This is a genomic window from Paludisphaera mucosa (assembly GCF_029589435.1).
Classification (GTDB): Bacteria; Planctomycetota; Planctomycetia; order Isosphaerales; family Isosphaeraceae; genus Paludisphaera; species Paludisphaera mucosa.
This window is the reverse complement of the sequence record NZ_JARRAG010000001.1, coordinates 1,177,092-1,196,408: the sequence shown is the minus strand read 5'-3', so window position 1 is coordinate 1,196,408 and position 19,317 is coordinate 1,177,092. Positions and strand designations below refer to the sequence as shown.

Genomic DNA, 19,317 nt, shown 5'->3' with positions numbered 1-19,317 from the left:
GCCCGCGCCCGCCGCTCGAACGCGTACCACCGATCCCGACAAGCCCGCCGACGCGACCCCGGGGCCGCTCCCGATCCGGCTTCAAACGACGGCGGCTCGCGTCCTCTCGGGATCTCCCGAGGACCGCGAGCCTCGTCCGGCGTCGTTCCAAGGAGCCCAACCGCCTAGGATGCGGGACTATCGAGCGCGGCCAGGGCCCGCTCGACCTCCCACCGCCATTTGGAGCCGCCGTCCTGCTCCAGGCACTGGCGGAAAGCCCGTCGCGCCGCCTCGGGCTGATGCGTCCGCACGTGGATCGCCCCCAATTGCAGGAGGGCGTCCGCGTCGGTGTCGTCCAGGGCCAGGATCCGCTCGATCCGCCGCCGCGACTCGTTCCACTTCCCCTGCAGGTAGGCCTCGACGGCCTCCTGGAACAGCCGGTTGATCTCCTGGCGATGCCGCTCGGGATGGCACAGCCAGACCCACCAGGAGGTGTAGGCGAAGGCGACCGACCAGGTCAGGATGGCGGCGGCCGCGAAGAAATCAGCCCAGCCGGGGGCGAACGCCTCGACCCAGACCCAGCGCGCCGCGACCGCCAGGTTGACCGTCGCCGCGAAGAATCCGGCCAGCATCAGCCCGAAGACCTCCTGGCCGGTCCAGATTTGCGGAAGGCCCGGCCAGAAACACAACAGCCCGATCCATGGTCGCCTCGGCACCGTCGGCTCCTCCTACGCTACTCTCGCCTCGTCACGAGGCTCGAACGTCCTGATTGTATGTTCCGTCGCAGCCGGAATCAAGAATCGGAAACACGCGTGCAATCACCGGCCGGGCCGCCGTGGGTTCCGACGTCTCCGGGCCGCCTCTGCTCGATCAGATCGGGCGGCGCGGCGGCGTGCTATCAGGTGAAACCGGGGCGGAGGCGGATCGACGTCGTCAGGGACGTTGCAGCAGGCGCAATCGGGGCGGGAGGTCAGCGCAAGACCTTCTCCAGGTCGCGGCCGAGCAGCTTGACGCGCTGCTTGTCGAGCACGCTGACCTTCAGGTCGTCGACGGTGCCGCTCAGGCGGAGGCTGCCCAGGGCGTCGACGTTCAGTTCGAGGTCGGCGAGGAGCCGCTTGGCCCGGGCGGGGACGCGCTCGGCCAGGCCTTCGAGGCTCATGCGGTAGTCGAGCCGGCCGTCGAAGTCGGTCCAGCCGGTGATCACGAGGGGCGCGCGGGCGATGTTCAAGGCGAGCCTGCTGGTGGTGACCCGCCCTTCCTTGACGGTGAAGTCCGTACGCAACGAGCCGATTCGGCTCTTGGCGGGGATCGGCAGGCTCTTCTCGACCTCGGCCAGCAGCTCCGCGCCTTCGAGCTGGATGGGGTCGATCAAAATCCGGCCGTGGCCGACGAGCGTCTTCCGGAGGAGGTCGCGGGTCTCGCCGTCGCCGCGGAGGTACATCTCCATCGTGAGGTCGCCCTGGATCTTCGGCGTCGCCCCGGCGAGCACGGGGACCAAATATCGGAGGAACGACATGCCGTCGTCGAGCACGACGCCGTCCGCCCAGATCTGGCCTTCGAAACTCGGCCGGCCCGGGATGCGGTTGAGCGAGCCCGAAAGCTGGACCGCCCCCTGGTTGGCCGACCCGCTGAGGGTGCCGGTGATCGTCTTACCCTCTTCCCACGTACCTTCGCCGACGACCTCCGAGATGATGACGTCGGTGCGGGTGGGCTCGTCGATCAGGTGGACCTGGCCCCGTTTGACGTGGATCTGCAGGTTCGTGGGCCCGCTGCACACCTGGGCGTCCGCCGGCCGGTTCGTCGGCGACGGCGCGCGGACGAGGTCGCCGAGTTCGAACGTCCCGTCGGCCCGACGCTGGACGCGCAGGCGAAGGCCGTCGACGTCGAGCGAGGTCGCGTCGAGGCGGCCGCAGAGGATCTGCATCATGCCGACGTCGACGTGAACATTCTCGGCGTCGAGCCAGGGATCGGCCGGCGAACCAGGGGCCCCGATCCTGAGGTTTTCCAGGTCGATCCCGCCGCCGAAGCAGACGCGCAGCCGATTCAGGTCCACCGAGCGCCCGCTCGACCGTTCCAGCGCGGCGATGACATGCTTGCGGGCCCAGTTCGTCGGCGCGACCAGGACGATCAGGCACCAGAACAAGGCCGGCGCGACGGCGATCCCCAGGGGGATCAGCATGAGGCGGCGGAACCAGCGGCATTTCATCGGAATCCCTCCCGAGCACCCGAAGGGCTCGGCCCTTCCCCGGCCGTCCTGGCCGGGGCGACGATTGCGTCGGAGATCGACGGTGGTCGACTCCGAGAGGCAGCGAACCTTAAGCGAATCGAAGATCCCCTGCAAGGACACTTTGACCGCAGGCCTTCAGTCGGAGGCCGAACCCACGTCGCGGGGCGAGCGGCGGTTCATGCGTTTCCAGTGCGGCCGGGGGACGACTCGGGCCGGCGGGGCGTCGAGCCGCTCGGCGAGCCTCCGACCGAGGTCGGCGGCCTGCTGACGCAGCTCGCGGACCGCCGTCGTCTCCCAGAGGCTTCCTTTCAAGAGCGGGCCGATGGCATACCCCCGGTCCCACGCCTGGCCGTCGGCCCGCTTCAGCCGACCGTGCTCGTCGGTCGCGAGCCCCATCCCCAGAGTCCCCGGGATGGCCGTGCCACGCGCCAGGAGCGCTTGAGTCAGCGCCGACTCGTGGCGTCGGACGTCTCGAGCCGGCCCGGTGCAGTTGACGACGCGGCTCGCTTCCATCGTGATCGCGCCCGAGCATCGCGACGCGACCGCGAGGGCCGCGCCTTTGCGGTCACCGTCGATCCCGACCGGACGGCCCGCGACGACCCGAAATCGGCCCGTCGATTTCGCCCGCTCGACCGCCTGGAAAACGGCGGGGGCGACACGATGGCGGTGGATTTCCCAGTAGGTGCCCACGCGGTCGACGAACCGCCGCTTCTCGGCGTCGTCGAGCGCCCGCCAGAGTTCCGAGATCTGGGGCCGGAGCGCATCGACGACCGCACGCCAGTTCGCCGGGCCGTGGGGATCGCGCTCCAATGCGTCCCGGAAGCCGCGAAGCAACGACCGTGCGGTCCGCGGGAGTTCACGGCCTTCGAAAGGCGAAGCCGCGGGGCCGAGGGCCGGTGCATGGGGAGAGGGCGTCAAACCATGTCGCGACACGGCCCTGATCCTCCCGCGGAAGCCGCGAGCCTCGGCGTCCACCACCACGTCGACGGCCGTCAGGCCCGACCCGATGAGCACGACGTCGGCGTCGGCCTCCAGGCCGGCGAGCGGGTCGCAAGCCCAGGGGTCGCCGAGGTAGACGCTCCTCAGACGCAATTCATCCGGCACTGGGAAAGGGTCCCTGGGCCGCGAGTTTCCGGTCGCGAGCACCAGGGCGTCGACCCGATGCTCATCGCCTCGCTCGTCGCCGAGGTAGAGGCCGTCGGACTCCTCTCGGACGTCGACGATTTCGCCCTCGTGCATTCGAAGCCGGTCGGGATAGGTGGCGGCGGCCTCCTGGAGCATCTCCGCGAGGTACTCTCCATAAAGCCTCCGCGGCGCGAAGACGCCGGGGCCGGCGCCGGGGGTGCGGGCGATCAGCCAGTTCGCAAAATGGTCGGGCTCGTCGGGCCAGCCGCTCATCATCCGCGCCGGGACGTTGAGCAGGTGCTCGGCGGACGACGTCCCATACGCCACCCCGGGGCCGACCCGATGCGATCGCTCGAAAAGGTCGACGCGAACGGAAGATCGTGCGTGCCTCAGGATGTGAAGCGCGGTCATCGTCCCGCTGAATCCGCCGCCCACGATACCCACCGAGCCGTCCCGCAGTCCCGACGTCGAGCCCGATGGCATGGCCGCCTTCCTTCCATGATGAGAGGGGACGAGGAAGCCGAGACCTGCAAGCCGCACGCCGGGGAGATCCGGCCGGCGGCGTGGACGCTCAGAGCGAGATCATGCGCATGGAGGACCGCTGATCGAGGATCTCGTCGTGATCCCCGAAGATCGTCTCCGCGAGCCGGTAGCAGCGACTCGCGAGCAGCGGCGGCGAGTAGACGTGCAGGCTGACGAGGTCGGTCCCCGGCGGCTGCAGGTTGGCGACGAGGTGGATGTCCTTCCCCCGCGAGACCCCGACCGCCCCCTCGGGCACGACCACGGACCGAAGCGGCGCGAGGCGGCCGCTCCGACTTTTTTCGAAGAGGGTCTCGGTGGCGTTCCCCTGGACGACGAGCAGGCCGCAGGTCGAGTCGCCGTGATCGTGGATCGGGCTCCCCTGCCCCGATCGCCAGCTCAGCACCAGGGCCTCGAAATGTTCGCACTGGAAGATGCGCGTCCGCTGATAGCCGCGTTCGTCGAAATGGACGGCCTCGCCGAGCGCCTCGCGGTCGATGTGCATGGTCACCAGGCCGCGACGGATCAGCTCCTCGGGGAGCGTTGCGTTCAGCCGAGCCCAGCGTTCCAGGGTGGCGACGAGCCGGGTTCGGCCGTCGCCGCGCGCGGGCTCCGAATGGTGGTGCTGATGGTGCCGCGCGGGGGAGGCGACTTCGATGTGGGGCGCCATGCCGGCGGCCGAGACGGGCCGCCTCAGGCCGCCTTGGAGGAGTCTGCGCAGGCGATCCGCCTGGAATCCGCGCTGGCGTTTCACGCGTTCGGCCCTCCGTGGCCAGGGAAGATGTCCGGCTATGGCCGCACACCCTATCTCGGCCCTCCATTCGGCTCAAGGCGAACCTCGGGCTCTTGACGTCGCCCCGCGGCTTCGTCGCTCGCCGCATGGTTGCAGGACCGACCGGGATGCGACAAAATCGTCCCCGGCGAACGCATCCAGGAATCCCCACGTCCCCATCGAGCCGGCCCACCATGAAATCACGCGCGAGCTTCGTTTCGATCTTCGTCGCCTCGCTGGCGCTGGCTCTCGGCGGGACCTCGGGGACGACCCGCGGCGACGACCTGCCCATCGTGGCGGACGTCGAGTTCCAGCCCCTCAGCGCCCAGGCTCGACGCGTCGTCCAGGCGCTCGACCTCCTCGGCCAGCCGCTTTCGCCCGAGGAGAAGGGGCGGATCGAAGCGGCGATCGAGGCGGCCGACGAGGGGCCCGGGATCAAGACCATCCAGGAAGTGCTCGACGCCCACTGCCTCGTCGGGGTCGACGTCAATCCCGAGAGCCGCGTGAAGTCGACGCCGGGGCCCGCCGCTCCTCATCTGGTCCAGGGCGGCTGGAGCGTCTTCCTGGCCAAGGTCCACAACGAGGCGGGCGTCACGGCCGAGCTGATCGTCGAGAGCCCCAACGCCGGCCCGATCTACACGCGGTCGACCAGCAGTGCCGAGCCGAAGGACTCCATCCGCAAGGCCGACCTCGTGCAGCGCTGGTGCGACGTCGCGCTCTATCGCGACCGGCCCCTGTCGCGGAAGCTCTCGGGGCTCGCGGTCGAGTATCGGATCTTGCAGGTCGCCAGCCGCGACGCCGGCCGTCGCGAGGCCAAGTTGACGTTCAGCGTCGGCCAGGGGAGCCAGGACCTGGGCTTCCGCAGCGACGTCGACGTCCTATTCACCGTCGAGCCCGCCGTCGCCGTGACGCTCGACGTCCGCGACGAGGCCGGACGGCCGACGACCGCCTCGTTCATCTTCCGGGACCGGCTGGGGCGGGTCTATCCGTCGCCCAGCCGCCGGCTCGCCCCCGACTTCTTCTTCCACCCCCAGATCTATCGGGCCGACGGCGAGACCGTCCTCCTGCCGGCGGGTGCGTTTCAGGTCGAGTACACCCGGGGGCCCGAGTATCGCGTCATGACGAAGTCGATCGTCGTGCCGAAGGGGATCACGCATCGCGAGGCGTTCCAGCTCGAACGCTGGATCCACCTGGCGGCGATGAACTGGTTCTCGGGCGATCACCACGTCCACGCCGCGGGATGCGCCCATTACGAGAGCCCCACCGAAGGCGTCACGCCCGACGATATGTGGCGGCACATCCTGGGCGAGGACCTCGACGTCGGCTGCGTCCTGAGCTGGGGCCCTTGCTGGTACGCCCAGAAGGCGTTCTTCGACGGCAAGGTCCACAAGCTCTCGACGCCCGACAACCTCATGCGCTACGACGTGGAGGTCTCCGGCTTCCCCTCGTCGCACGCCGGCCACCTCTGCCTGCTGCGCCTGAAGGAAGACGACTACCCCGGCACGACCCGCATCGAGGAGTGGCCGAGCTGGGACCTGCCCGTCTTGAAGTGGGGCAAGGAGCAAGGGGGAGTCGTCGGCTTCTCGCACACCGGCTGGGGGCTCAAGACCGAGTCGAACGCGATCCCCACCGACGAGATCCCGCCGTTCGACGGCATCGGCGGCAACGAGTACATCGTCGACGTCGTCCACGACGCGGTCGACTTCCTCTCGGCCGTCGACACCCCGATCCCGTGGGAGTTGAACATCTGGTATCACACGCTCAACTGTGGCTTCCGGACCCGCATCAGCGGCGAGACCGACTTCCCCTGCATCTACGGCGAGCGCGTCGGCCTGGGGCGGGTGTACGTCAAACTTGACGGCAAGCTCGACTTCGACCGGTGGTGCCAGGGGCTCAAGGAGGGCCGGTCCTACGTCTCCGACGGCCACAGCCACCTCATCGACTTCCAGGTCGACGACCGCAAGGTCGGCGAGGAGGGGAGCGAGCTGAAACTCCCCGCCCCGGCGACCGTCAAGGTCCGCATGAAGGCCGCCGCCCTGCTCGCCGCCGCGCCCTCGTTCGAGACCGAGGCGATCCGGACGAAGCCCCTGGACGTGCAGCCCTACTGGCACGTCGAGCGGGCGCGCGTTGGGGCCTCGCGCAAGGTCCCGGTCGAGATCATCGTCAACGGCCTGCCGGTGGAACGCCGCGAGATCGAGGCCGACGGCTCGGTGCAGGACCTCGAATTCAACGTGCCGATCGCCAAATCGAGCTGGGTCGCCGCCCGGATTTTCCCCACGTCTCACACCAACCCGATCTTCGTGACAGTGGGCGACAAGCCCGTCCGAGCCTCCAAAAGGTCGGCCGAATGGTGCCTCAAGTCCGTCGATCAGTGCTGGTCGCAGAAGGAGCCGGCGATCCGCGCGAGCGAGAAAGACGCGGCGCGCCAGGCGTATGAGGCGGCAAGGGTCGCCTATCGCAAGATCCTGGCGGAATGCGAGGATGAGAAGCCGAAGGCCGCCGCGAACACCGCCACCGAGGAACTCAAGCCGTGATCCGTCCCCACGATGAAGATCTCGCAGGGGCCTTCGACGACCAGGCCGTGAAGTTCGAGCACTCGCCCGTGCAGAGCGACGCCGCGGCGCTCGAACGGCTCGTCCGGGCCGCCGACTTCCCGCCGGGATCGAGGCTGCTCGATCCCGGCTGCGGCCCGGGGCTGGTGAGCGAGGCGTTCTTGAAGGCGGGCCACCGCGTCGTCGGGGTCGATCTCTCGCCCGTCATGATCGAGCGCGCGCGGGCCCGCTGCGCGTTCGCGGGCGACGCCGCCCGCTTCGTCGAGGGCTCCATCCACTCCGCCGAGATCTCGGCGTTGGGGCCGTTCGACGGGTCGTATTCGCGTTATGTGCTGCACCACGTCCTCGACGCGCGGGCGTTCCTCTCCCGTCAGGTCGAGCTGGTACGCCCCGGCGGCCTGATCGTCGTGTGCGATCATCTCTCCGGCCCGGACGCGGCGCTCGCTCGGCGTCACCAGGAGATCGAGGAGGCGCGGGATCGGACCCACACGCGGAATCTCACCGGCGGCCAGCTCGTCGACCTCTTCGCCGCCGCCGGCCTGAGCGACGTCCAGTACCAGGAGGAGTCGTTCGCTCTGGATTTCGACGAGTGGTTCGACCGGGGCTCGCCGAGCGAATCCAAGGCGAGCGTCCGGGAGGTCCTGCTCGCCGGCCTGGACGCGCGGGGATTCCGCGTCGCTCCGGATCAGCGGCCGTCGATCCGGATCGATTGCGTGCGCGCCGTCGTCCGCGGCCGGCGGGGCTGATCCCGCCGGGCCGCGAGCGGGCGGATCAGCAAGGTGTGACGGCCCGGGAAACGTCGATCAGGACGCCCTTGCGTCGGAAGACGTTTCCCTGGACCACGAAGTTCGGGCATCCCAGATTCTGCACCGGGGCCCCGCCCGAATGGCTCGGGTTGACGAACAGGTAGTCGCGGAAGCCGTCGAAGAGGTTGCCGTCGCCCCCCGACCCGCCGATCTGGGCGTTGATCCGGCTCCCGATGCCGGCGATGCCGAACGTCGCCTCGGTGAAGTCGGGCGGCGTCACGAAGTAATTGCCGACGATCTGGACGTTGATCGCCCGCGGCTGATCGGCGAACATCGTCACGCCCGACCAGTTCCCCGCGAAGACGTTCCCGGCGATCCGCACCAGGTTGGGGGCGCTTCCCAGGTAGATGCCGCTGGCGGTGTTGCCGATGAAGTTGTTCCCCACGACCGAAGCGTAGCCCGTGAAGTCGTAGGCGAACTCGACCCCGTTCAGCCCGGGGACGGCCCCGAAGGTCACGCCGTTGTTGGCGAACGTGTTGCCGACCAGGATCGCCGTCGAGGCGTTGAAGAAGATCGCGCCGCAGCCCAGGATGTTCTGGGCGCTGTAGGAGTTGTACATCTCGACCCGGGCCGTCGTGTTCGCGATCACGCCGGAATGGCGGTTGCGCATGAGGACCGTGCCGTAAATCTTGGCCGTCGAGCTGCCGCCCACGATGATGCCACCGCCGTCGGCGCGAAAGTCGGGAGCGTATCCGTTGTCGAGGACCGTGCAGGCCGTGAAGACCCCGTTCGCCCCGTTGTCCAGGTAGACGCCGCTCCCGGTCTGGACGCCGTCGAACCGGCTGAAGAGGGCGTTGATGCTCGAAGACCGGCCGTTCTGGCTCCCGGCGAGGACGCCGATCCACTTCGTGAGATTCGTCCGGATCAACCCGGTGTTCGCCGACGAACCGAGCAGCACAAGGCCCCGCCCGTCGGTCCCGGCCGCTGCGAACCACATGTCGTCGAAGGAGATGTTGTCCGAGTTGAGCAGGAAGAAGCCGTCGCCGCGGGGGGGATAGATGACCGAGGACTGCATCCCCGTGCCGACGAATTTCAGGTTGCTCTTGGAGACGAGCTGGACGTTTTCGGTATAGGCGCCCGACATCAGGCGGATCGTCGTCCCGGGCGACGAGGCGGCCACGGCGGCGGCGATCGTCCGATAGGGCGAACCGTAGGCTCCAGCCCCCGAGGCGTCCCGACCCGTGGAGGGATTGACGAACAGCGAGTTCGCCGTCGAGAAGTTGCCGCTGAAGGGGATGCTGCCGTTCGCCCCGTACGCGTACTGCCCGACCGTAACCCCGTCGCGGTTGGGGTTGATGTACCACATCAACTGGCCGTTCGGCTGGGGCGCGACGACCGCCAGCCCGGGGTCGTGATTCCCGTAGAGATCGAACGCCAGCGGGGTCGCCCCCGGCGCGAAGCTCCCGAAATGGTACGTCTGGTCCGGGACGTGGTCGGCGTTGGTATCGACGAGCCACTGACCGCTGTTGTAGATCACCGGGTCGTCGGTGCCGTCGTGGTTGAAGTCCGCCATCACCGGGACGTCGCCCGCGGATCCTCCGTAGACGAAGCTCCGCGACGCCTGACCGCTGAGGTTGGTGCAGAAGAGCCAGGTTCCGTCGCTCGGGTTGTACAGGCCCAGGTCGGTCGTGCCGTTGCCGTCGACGTCGCCCGTTATCGGCTTCCACTGGGGCCCGCCGAACTGGAGGGCGATCGTGGCGGTGCCGCCGTTCGTGAGGTCCAGAAACCACGTCCCGGTCGACGGACGGTACACGCCGATGTTCGAGAGCGTCGTGCCGGCGAAGTCGCCGAACACCGGGATGTCCGTATCGACGCCGAAGGCTCGGGTGATGTCGGTCCGGCCGGTGATCGTGTTGTCGATGTAGTTGACCATCGCCCCGTTGGAGGGATAGGCGACCCCCAGGCCGGGCGTCAGGCCCGACATGCACAAACGATCCTCGCACCTCTCCAGGGCCGGGATGGACGGCCGGCGACGCCGACGTTTCCTGTTCCCGCCGGCCGATCCCATCTCAGCAAATCGTGGGGCGAAGCTCGTCGTCGACTTCAACATCAGGTGCTCCCTCTTCCGGCTGGCTCGCGACCAGGCTCAGAGCCGCTGTAATCAGCTTAAGACGCGTTTTCGGTTGCGGTGCAGAATCCCAGCCGTCTCCGTGGCTTCTTCCGACTCAGGCCAAGGCCGGAAACGCCGGGGGGAATCGGGCGAAATTTCGATTACGCCATGGTTCGGAATCGAGCGGCACCGATGGAAGCGAACTCGGAAAACGAGAAAAGCCCCACCCTCCGGCGTCGACGCCGAAAGACAAGGCCTTCAAGACCAACTCCCCCCGCCCCGTCGTGAGCGGGCACGCTCCCACGGTAACACCCCCGAAATCGAGATCAAGGGGAGTGACGCCTGGACGTTCCCGGTTATCGACCCTCGTGAGCATCCACGACCGACGCGCCAAGGCCGGATCAAAGCTCCTCCCGAGTCGTGGATCGTCGATCCTGCGCTCGATCGCCCCGGTCGATCTCGATCTATGGGCGACTTCGTCCTTACGGGATCGGGGATGTTGGCGTCGGAGCGGCCAAGGAACACTCTCCCGCCGAAGAACACGAGTCGCCCTCATCGCAAGACTTGAAACGAATCCTCTATCAACCTTATGTACGCGACGAAAGGACCGGAAATTACGTTACAAACTCCTTAACTGCTACATCGTTCATTTTGATAGATTTTCATGAACCCTCGAAACCCCACCGATGAATGGTTAGGAATTAGGAACCTTCGACCATCCGCCGCGCCTCCGTGGGGTCGCGGTGGGGTACGTTCGTGCCGGAGGCGTCGCCAGTCATGGATTCGACGGTGCAAATCCTCGAGGGCGCCACGCGTCCGTCCATCTCCCGCAGTCTTCGCCTCTTGATCGCGGGGCTGATCGTCGCCCGAGGCCTGGTCGCCCTCTGCGTCACGCCCCTCTTCGAAGGTTGGGACGAATATCAGCACATCGCCTACATCGTCCACATCCAGGACACTGGTCGACGGGCCGTCCTCAACCAGACGCTCGTCCCGTCTCGCATGATCGCGGCGGTCGTTCGCGAGTTTCCCCAGCCGGAGGCGGCTCGCGTCCAGTTCCCAAACCAGTTGAAACCGGACTCTTATGAGTCGTTCTGGATGCGAGATCGGCGAACGCCGCGATCGATCGCCCCCGGTTCGGCCGAAGCCGTGGCGCTCGCCTCGCATGAGGTGCGACTCTATCAGGCGCAGCATTCCTGGTGGTATTACGTCATCGTGTCGCCCGTATTCCAGGCGCTCGGGGGTGTGGACGACCTGCGAAACTCCGTGGCGGGATTGCGGCTGCTGAACCTGGCTTTCACCGTGGGAGCGGTGTGGATCGCCCTGGGAGTGGTGGCCGCGCGGGTCTCCGATCCTCGAACGGCGGGCTGGATAGTCCTCATGATCGGCGTCCAACCCCTCATGGTGACGAACGGCATCCGCGTGTCGAGCGATGCGGCCGGCGTGTTCTTCTCGATCGCCGCAGTCGCCCAGATGATTAAGTTAGCGGTCGATGATCGCCGCCTCGTCCGCGGTTCCTGCCTGGTCGGCCTGTTTCTGAGCCTCGCCATCGTGATGAAGGCGACGAATTTCGCGCTCCTGCCCGCGGTCGGGGTTGCCTGGACCGTGGCCGTGTTACGATCTCGGCCGCCTGTCCTCATGATGTTGGGATCCGCGGCTGTGATCGTCGGGGCCGTCGCCGCGTTGATCGGGCCGGACCTGGTGCACAACCTGAATCAGTACGGGATCGCGACCCCGATGCAGGAAGCCTTGGAGAATCGCTCGAAAGGTCGCGGGCTCCCCGAACTCTACAACGCATTCCGCGAATTCCATTCCGTCGCCTATGGCCGATGGCTGTTCGGCCAGGGCTTGTTCATCGCTGGAAATTGGTCGTTCGTCCTTCCGATCGACGACGTTCTTTCCCTGCACGGCCTCTTCCTCAAGTGCGCGGCCCTCGGGTTGATCCTCTCCACCGCAGCGGGTGTGATCCGTGGGGGCCTGGCCCGAGTCGGGCTGGTTTTCAAATCAGGCCAGGTCGAGCGGAAGTCTCCGATCGACGCCCTCGCGACTCCCTTGATATGTCTCACCGTGTGCGTTGGGTTCCTTGGAGCCCTGATCTACCACGCGGTTCAATCCGCGTTGGCGTGGGGTGTAACGACGACTGGTCCCTGGTACGCTTCACCCGCGATCCCCTGGTTTCTGCTCCTCGTCGGCATGGGCGCAAGTGGATGGCCCCGGTTCGTCGCCGCGGGGCTGGTGGCGGGCGTCGTCTTCCTCAGCCTGGCCGCCGAGCACTCGATGTGGTGGCTCCAGATGCTTCCGTTCTACTCCGGAGGCGCCCAGGGCCTGGAAGCCCTGCGACGGATCACCAGCCTCCAGCCCTGGTATCTCTCGATGACCACCTGCGCGGCCGCGATGACGGTGGGGCTCGTCCTGTTCGCGTCCGCCGTGCGGGCGATCGGCCTCGCAGGCCGCGACATCGAGGGGTTTGTCCTGACGCCGCACGAATCCTCGCCCGCGGCGAGGCCTTCCTGGCTGAACCTCGTGCGGAAGCGAGAGCGGATCGACGCACGATCCGATGCGGTCCCCGCTCCTTCGGTCCGGATGAATCAGGCCGCGCCGGAAGGCTCGCCCCGGGAATCGACCGACTGGGATGAGATTCCATCCTCACGCTGATCGGCGCAGATCCATCGGCTCAAGAACACAAGGAGCCGTCCGCCCCCAATTCTACTGCGGGCGGACGGCTCCTGTATTTTGCTCGCCTGTCACGTCAATCGGTCGCCTACCGTCCGTCGCTCCCACGCCCCACGGCCTGCGCCCGCGCCTTCCAACGTCCGACCTTCAGAGCCAGGCTTCGGAGCGATCGTGAGGCTTGCTGAGGAATCCAGGAACGCCTCGCCGCGACGGGGGCCGAGGTCCGTTCGAGGACCGCGATGATCTCGGTGTCGTTCAAGGTGAGTTCTCTGACCTCGAACGCGCCGCGAAGGTGGAGCTTCGCGCGATCGATGAAGTCGGCGAACGTGCTCGCATCCCAGACGTGGAAGTGGATGCTGTAGTTCGCCTCGGCGAGCCGACGGGCCTGGCGTTCGATCGCTTCGGGATCCTCGTTTCGATCCACGAAACGGGCCCATTCCTGGAAGTGGGTGAACCGCGTGGCCTCCGGGCCGTCGACGTCGTCGCGGACGAGATGTTCGAACGGCGTCAGGTCGCGGTCGCGATCGAAGCTGAAGTCCTTATTCGGCACGGCGAGGTACAGCGTGCCGCCGGGCCTGAGCTTCTTCAGGTGGTTCCGCATCGTGCCGAGCGGATTCTCGGTATGCTCGAGGAAGTGGTTGGCCACGACGAAGTCGAGCGAGGAGTCGGGGAGCGTCCCGAGGCGTTCGCCGTCGTCCACGACGTCGACGGGGACGAGGTTGTAGTTCCTCAGCTCCGGGTAATGGCTCCTCAGGCCGTCGACGTCCATGCGATCGACGTAGCGGACCCGGGCGCGATCGCTGATCTCCATCGGATGGTGCAGCGCGCCGACTTCCAGGCCGTCGCCGATCAGGTGCCTGTAGCTCAATCGGCGACGCTTCTCGAGCATCGCGGCCGGGATCTCGCTCATGGACATCTCCCTCGAGAGGACGTGGACGGCTGGACCGTCGGCTAGGAGTGGTTGGCTTCGTGATCGGACGTGTGGGCGAAGGCCGGAGACCGCATTCTTCTCCCGCCGTCGTGGGCCCGGTGGAGGAGTCGCGAACCGGGGCTCGCGGTCGAGACTTCGACGATTCCAGTCGCGTCGCCGCGATCGACCGCACTCTCGGCCGCGGCTCGGAAGAGCCGGGCGTACTGCTCGATCATGTCGGCGTGGCTGGGCAAAGCGCGAAGAATCCACGACGAGGCCTCGGCCATGGAGCGGCGCCTCACCGAGTCGCGCGTCAGGGAGTCGAGATGCCTCGCCAGCGTGCGGACGTCCCCCGGGTCGTAGAACAGCGCGTTGACGTCGCGTCGAACCTGCTCGGGGATCCCGAACACCGGAGTCGTGATGATCGGCAATCCGCGCCCGAGCGCCTCCAGCACGACGTGGGGATAGCTCTCGACGCGCGACGTGCAGCAGAAGACGTCGGCGGCCTGCCAGTACGCCGCCGTCGCGCCGGTCTCGTCGACGATGTGGAACCGCCCGCGACGATCCCATGCGAGCGAATCGGCCAGACGCCGCAGTTCCCGGCTATATTCGAGGCTGTCGCGGGCGCCGACCACCACGCACCGCACCGCATCGGCGACCTCGGCCGCCAGCGTCTGGAACGCGTGGACCAGGTCGTGCTGTCCTTTCCGCTCGCAGACGGTGCCGAGCAGGAGCACGCAGACCTCGTCTGAAGCCAGGCCCAGGGCGGCGCGAGCCTGGTCGCGCGGGAACGTCGCCAGCTCGGAGTGGAATCGTTCGACGTTCAGGGCGTAGCGCACCAGGCCGAAGTTGCCTCGCGTATCCAGGTCCCGCCAGACGGAGGCGGAGCTGTTCGCCGTGAAGACGACGCGGTACGGCCATTCCATGCAGCCCAGGCCGATTCGCGCGATCTCGCTCGGAAACTGGTCGAAGTACGTCTGCCAGGGTTCGCTCTCGTGGATGCTCCAGATGGAGGGTATGCCGGCCTCGCGCGCCGCGTCCACCGCCCAGAAGCCCTGGAGCGTATTCGCATGAAGTGCGTGGCAAGACTCGCGGGCGATCAGCTCGACCGTCCTCCGCCGTGACTCGGCATAGGCGGCATCGCCGCCGAAGATCGAGACGAGCGAAGGGTCGATACGAATCTCCACGCCGGCCTTTTCGTATTCGTCCCGAAGGGGACCGTCGACGGGGCTGACCACGATCGGCTCGACGGATCCGGACGCCTTCAGGCCCGTGGTCAGCTCCAGCTCGAACCGGGAAGCACCCTCCCAGTTCAGGTTGTGCGTGACGGCCAGCACGCGGATGGGCTGCTCGGAGGGTGCGACCGGGACGACCGTCGGCTGAAGTATGAAGGCTTCGCTGCGACCGTCGAGGTGCGGATTGAAGTAGGGGTCGCGGCGATGACCGTGGATGCGGCGATAATTCGCCTCCTCGCGGGGATTGTCGCCGAAGCCTCGGGTCGCGCCTTCATGATGGAACAGCTCGGCCTCCGCGCAGATCACGCTCCGCCAGCCGGCGTCGTGGAGCCGGTAACCGTAGTCGGCGTCGTTGTAGGCGACCCCGAAATCGGTCTCGTTGAAGCCGTTCATCTCCAGATAGAGCTTCCGGGGCGTGAGCATGCAGGCCGCCGTCACCGCGAGGCAGTCGCGGGTCGCCCGGGCGAGCCCCATGGCACCGCCGTCCCACCAGGGAGAGAGCTTGAACGCGTGGCCCGCGAGCCCCTCGTGCAGGCCGTGGACGATCCCCGCGTGCTGAACGCGACGATCCGAATAAAGGAGCCGCGCCCCCACGGCCCCCACGCCCGGGAGCCGCGACCAGCCTACCATCTGGCTCAGCCAACGCGGCTCGATGACCTCGACGTCGTTGTTCAAGAGCAAGATCAGATCGGCGTCGACGCGAGCGACGGCCGCGTTGTGAATCGCCGCATAGTTGAAGCGGCCGTCCATGTTGGGGATATGCAGGACCGGGTGCGGCTGCTTCGCCAGGTAGGTGAGAGTCTCGGGATCATCGCTCTCGTTGTCGATGACATAAACCCGATAATTTTTGTAGCTCGTCTTCTCGAGCGACCTGATCAGGTTTTGGAGCAGCTTCTTCTGGTTCTTGGTGGCGATCAGGATCGCGACGGACGGACCTTCATCCGCCATGACGGGCTGGAAGACCCCACAGCCGGCCTGGAGCGCCCACGCCGGCTGTTCGACGCGGCACGACACCCCGCGCCGGGCGAAGGCCTCCTCGACGGCCCGCCTGCCGGCCTCGAAGCTGTGCGGCTTTTCGTGTCCGCTCGCGGCCGTCGACCCCGGCAAGACCCGCCAGTGATAAAGGATCTGAGGGATGTGGCCGATCCGCCGCGCCCGCTCCGACGCCCTCAACCAGAAGTCGTGATCCTGCGAGCCCTCGAAGCCCAGGCGCATCCCGCCGACCTCGCGGTAGAGGCTGGTGCGGACCGCCGTCAGGTGGCCGGTGTAGCAGAAATTCAGCAAGAGCTCGGGCGACCAATCCGGCTTGAACTGGGGGGCCACGCGCACGCCGTCGACGCCCAGCTTATCGTCGTCGCTGTAGATGAGGTCGGAGTCCGGCGCACGGTCGATGTAGATCGCCACATGCGACAGTGCCTCCGGATGGAGGAGGTCGTCATGGTCCAACAGCACGAGGAATTCACCCGTCGCCAGCTCCGCGGCGGTGTTGGTGGCGGCCGAGATGTTCCCGTTGGCTTCGCGTCGCACGAGTCGCACGCGGGGATCGTCCGAGAGGCGGTCGGAGAGATACGCGGCCAGCCCGGGATCGTTGCTCGCGTCGTCGGCGAGGATCAGCTCCCAGTTCTCGTAAGATTGCGCGAGCACGCTTTCGATCGCCGCGTCGAGCAACTCCGGGGGTGTGTTGTAGACCGGGACGAGGATGGAGAACGTCGGCAGAAGTCCAATCGCCTCCACGACCTCGTCGATCCGCCCGGCTCGGAACGGCGCCGGCGCATTCACGCGACGCCAGGCCTCATAGAGGTCGAGAGGCGTCGACGGCTTGTAGTAGGAACAGGCCGCCTCCCCTCGGAGTCGAGCCGGGACGAGACGTCGGAGGACGTGGCGCGTCTTGTTCTTGATCTTCCGCGCGACCTTGCCGGCGGCCGCGCCGACGCCGTCAGTCCTGACGACCTGCACGAATCGCCGGGAGAGTCGCTTGACGCGCGACAGCCGTGCGCGCTGCTTCGCCGCACGCCCGACGAGGTCGCGGCGGATTCGCCTCCGCAAGGCGAGTCGAAGCGCCCGGCAGGCGTTGATCACCCCCATCGGCTCGGGCTCGGCGACCGCCGGCGGTGCCAGGGTGGCGGGAAGGACAGGCGCGATCGCCACGACCGGGGCCGCGACGGGCTCGGGCGGGACCGGGTCGGATGTCTCGACCGCCTCGGTCGCGACGTCTAGCGAGTCAGGATCGGCCGCTGACGGAACCGGCTCGGCGACCGCTTCCGGCCTCGGCGGCTGCGACCAGAGCACGATGGCCTCGCCGAGAGCCCGACGCGCCTGGAGCGAGCTTGAGGACGGCGTCAGCAGGACTTTGCGGTAGACCTCCACGGTCTCCCGGGCGGTCTTCTCCCAGGTCAGGACGCGGGCGCGTCGAAGTCCCCTCTCCCGTAGTTCGCGTCGCAGGTCGTCGTCGGACGCCATCCGCTGGAGGGCTCGCGCCAGGTCGACGGGCGACAGTCCGTCCGAATAGAGGACGTTCTCGCCGCAGACTTCGGATACCGAGGAGAAGGGCATCGCCACGACCGGGACGCCGGCCGCCATGGCCTCGATCGGGGGCAGGCCGAAGCCCTCGTAAAGCGACGGGAAGACAAGGGCGTCGGAGTTTTGATAGAGGGTGCGCAACGTTTCATCGCTGACCAGGCCCAAGAACCGCACGCCCGGTATCGTCCCACCCGATCGTGACGGGAACTCGGATTCCAACCTGGGAGCGCGGCCGGCGAGGACGAGGTCCGGGGGCACGCGGTCGGTGCACCATTCCCGGAAGATCGCATAGGCGTCCAGCAATCCCACGAGATTCTTGTGGGGATAATCCGACGCGAGGCTCAGGAAGTAGCGACCCTCGATGCCGAGTTCCCCGAAGACGTCGGCGGGTTCCCGCTCGCTCGGCGCGGCGGCGAAGGCGTCGGCGTCGACGCCCAACAGCACCGGGTGGATGCGATCGCCCGGGACGCCGAACTCGGTCGCGACCTCGCGGGCGGTGTTTTGCGAGTAAGTCACCACCGCCTGCGCCGCGGGAAGGATGAGGCGGCTCGTCTGCTGGTAGGCGTTGTAGTCGCCCTCGGTCGCGAAGACGTGGGCCATGCGATAAGCGATCAGATCCTGATATGTGATGACGACGTGGGCGCGCGACTGGAAGAGCAGCGTGGCGTGAGACCGGTCGAAGACCTGCGCCGGCTTGTGGAGGATGGCGACGTCGTCGGCCCATTCGTCGGGCGAGACCAACCGGCCCTCGATCCCGTCGGCCTGGAGGGGGTGGACGGCCAGCAGGGTGAGGTCGATCTCCGGCATGGCCGCCAGGGCCTTGCCCAGGCTCGAGGCGTACATCTTCGTCCCGTTCATCTCCAGCGGCAGATGGCGGACGTCGAGCGCGACCCTGATCTTCCTCGAGGCCGCATGATCGACCGCGTGGGACGCGATCGATCCGTCGAGCGTGCGGGCGTATCGCTCGACCTGCCCTTTCATGTAGACGTGTTTCTCGTGCAAAGACTCGTCGTCGGCCGCCGCGACGGGCTCCTCGGTCGCCGAGACGGCGTCGCGAAGCACCAGCGATCGGCAGGCGCGCCTGGCGAAGAAGCCCAACGAGCAGGCCCGCATCAGCCAGTCGTCGAGGGCCGCCTGGGGAGAATCGAGCGCGGGGTCGAGCAGGCCGACGGCGTCGAGCACGTCGCCCCTCAGGTAGTTCCCGGCCAGCCCCGAGCGAGGCGAGGAGAGCCACTCGGGAAGCCCCGCGAGCGCGTGTTTCAACGGTCCCTCGCCGAGCCCGGAGTCGAGCTCGAATCCGTCGCCGTTCGAAAGCGGGGCGACCAGCGCGACCCGCTCTTCCGAGTGGGCGGCCTCGGCGAGCGGTTCGATCCAGCCCGAGGTAGGCCGGGCGTCGGGTGCGAGCAGGACGACGTCGCCATGGCGTTCGGCCAGCCCGCGATTGGCATAGGCCACCCAGCCGAGCCCCCGAGGACATCGTAAGTGATGAAGTCGAGGGTCGGCCTCGGCCAACCCGGCCAGTCCCGCCGCCAGGACGCGATCGGCGCAGCCGTCGTCGACGACCAGCAATCGCGCGAGGGCCGGCCCGCTGCACTCCAGGATTCGGCGGATACGGCTCAGTATCGCGGGACCGCCGAGCGTGACGGGCACGATGACGTCGGCGGTTCGGTCCTGAGCCATGGTCTCCTCCGTAGGAATTGTCGGATGCCCCTCGACGGCGGGCGTCGTCCTCGCGGGCCGGACTTCGACTGCGCATGCGACCGGTGGTTTACATCAGCCGCCGAAGGGGGTCAAGACGGGTCGGCGACGGCCCGGGGAGGCTCGATTCTCGCCTTGCTGGATCGGGGCACCCGGCTATAATCCCGCGCCGATCCGCCCTCAATCCGTCTTGCGTCGGGCCAGGGCGACCATCACTTCCTCGGTCTTTCCCGGTCTCGAGAAAGGTAGTGAGC

The 19,317-nt window shown here is 67.6% G+C and carries 10 protein-coding genes; 3 read left to right on the top strand and 7 right to left on the bottom strand.

Features of this window, described 5'->3' with window-relative positions; genetic code table 11:
* Nucleotides 1–164: 164 nt before the first annotated feature.
* The 4 genes from PZE19_RS04840 to PZE19_RS32870 all read right to left on the bottom strand — a co-directional run bounded on the left by PZE19_RS04840 (nt 165) and on the right by PZE19_RS32870 (nt 4,604).
* Complete coding sequence (locus tag PZE19_RS04840) at nt 165–695, bottom strand: tetratricopeptide repeat protein (RefSeq protein ID WP_277859442.1); 531 nt, start codon at nt 693–695, stop codon at nt 165–167.
* Nucleotides 696–949: 254 nt separating this feature from the next.
* Nucleotides 950–2,185: an AsmA family protein gene (locus PZE19_RS04835; protein WP_277859441.1), complete on the bottom strand. Its 1,236-nt coding sequence runs from the start codon at nt 2,183–2,185 to the stop codon at nt 950–952.
* Nucleotides 2,186–2,341: 156 nt separating this feature from the next.
* The gene (locus PZE19_RS04830; protein WP_277859440.1) at nt 2,342–3,814 is read right to left on the bottom strand and encodes an FAD/NAD(P)-binding protein; all 1,473 of its coding nucleotides are present in this window, start codon (nt 3,812–3,814) and stop codon (nt 2,342–2,344) included.
* 88 nt (nt 3,815–3,902) lie between these two features.
* Entirely contained in the window at nt 3,903–4,604 is a 702-nt protein-coding gene (locus tag PZE19_RS32870) for a cysteine dioxygenase (RefSeq protein WP_277859439.1), read from the bottom strand.
* A gap of 212 nt (nt 4,605–4,816) precedes the next feature.
* Between PZE19_RS32870 and PZE19_RS04820 the strand changes: the two genes are divergently transcribed.
* Nucleotides 4,817–7,156 carry a CehA/McbA family metallohydrolase gene (locus tag PZE19_RS04820; RefSeq protein WP_277859438.1) on the top strand — a complete coding sequence of 780 codons (2,340 nt, stop codon included), beginning with the start codon at nt 4,817–4,819 and terminating at the stop codon, nt 7,154–7,156.
* Entirely contained in the window at nt 7,153–7,920 is a 768-nt protein-coding gene (locus PZE19_RS04815; protein WP_277859437.1) for a class I SAM-dependent methyltransferase, read from the top strand. Before PZE19_RS04820 ends, PZE19_RS04815 begins: the two co-directional genes overlap by 4 nt.
* A 25-nt stretch (nt 7,921–7,945) precedes the next feature.
* Here PZE19_RS04815 and PZE19_RS04810 read toward each other — a convergent pair whose 3' ends face one another.
* Nucleotides 7,946–9,904, bottom strand: coding sequence for a right-handed parallel beta-helix repeat-containing protein (locus tag PZE19_RS04810; RefSeq protein WP_277859436.1), 1,959 nt, complete (start codon nt 9,902–9,904; stop codon nt 7,946–7,948).
* Between the two features lie 1,125 nt (nt 9,905–11,029).
* Here PZE19_RS04810 and PZE19_RS04805 point away from each other — a divergent pair.
* Nucleotides 11,030–12,682, top strand: coding sequence for a glycosyltransferase family protein (locus PZE19_RS04805; protein ID WP_277859435.1), 1,653 nt, complete (start codon nt 11,030–11,032; stop codon nt 12,680–12,682).
* 106 nt (nt 12,683–12,788) lie between these two features.
* Here PZE19_RS04805 and PZE19_RS04800 read toward each other — a convergent pair whose 3' ends face one another.
* Both PZE19_RS04800 and PZE19_RS04795 read right to left on the bottom strand, forming a co-directional pair.
* Nucleotides 12,789–13,610 (bottom strand): methyltransferase domain-containing protein, encoded by an 822-nt coding sequence (locus PZE19_RS04800; RefSeq protein WP_277859434.1) that lies wholly within the window; start codon nt 13,608–13,610, stop codon nt 12,789–12,791.
* A 41-nt stretch (nt 13,611–13,651) separates the two neighbouring features.
* The gene (locus PZE19_RS04795; protein WP_277859433.1) at nt 13,652–19,045 is read right to left on the bottom strand and encodes a glycosyltransferase; all 5,394 of its coding nucleotides are present in this window, start codon (nt 19,043–19,045) and stop codon (nt 13,652–13,654) included.
* Between the last annotated feature and the right edge of the window lie 272 nt (nt 19,046–19,317).

Coding starts and splice junctions, on each gene's coding strand:
- PZE19_RS04835 (WP_277859441.1), bottom strand. CDS start 2,185: ATGAAATGCCGCTGGTTCCGCCGCCTCATGCTGATCCCCCTGGGGATC.
- PZE19_RS04830 (WP_277859440.1), bottom strand. CDS start 3,814: ATGCCATCGGGCTCGACGTCGGGACTGCGGGACGGCTCGGTGGGTATC.
- PZE19_RS04820 (WP_277859438.1), top strand. CDS start 4,817: ATGAAATCACGCGCGAGCTTCGTTTCGATCTTCGTCGCCTCGCTGGCG.
- PZE19_RS04810 (WP_277859436.1), bottom strand. CDS start 9,904: ATGTCGGGCCTGACGCCCGGCCTGGGGGTCGCCTATCCCTCCAACGGG.
- PZE19_RS04805 (WP_277859435.1), top strand. CDS start 11,030: ATGATCGCGGCGGTCGTTCGCGAGTTTCCCCAGCCGGAGGCGGCTCGC.
- PZE19_RS04800 (WP_277859434.1), bottom strand. CDS start 13,610: ATGAGCGAGATCCCGGCCGCGATGCTCGAGAAGCGTCGCCGATTGAGC.
- PZE19_RS04795 (WP_277859433.1), bottom strand. CDS start 19,045: ATGGCTCAGGACCGAACCGCCGACGTCATCGTGCCCGTCACGCTCGGC.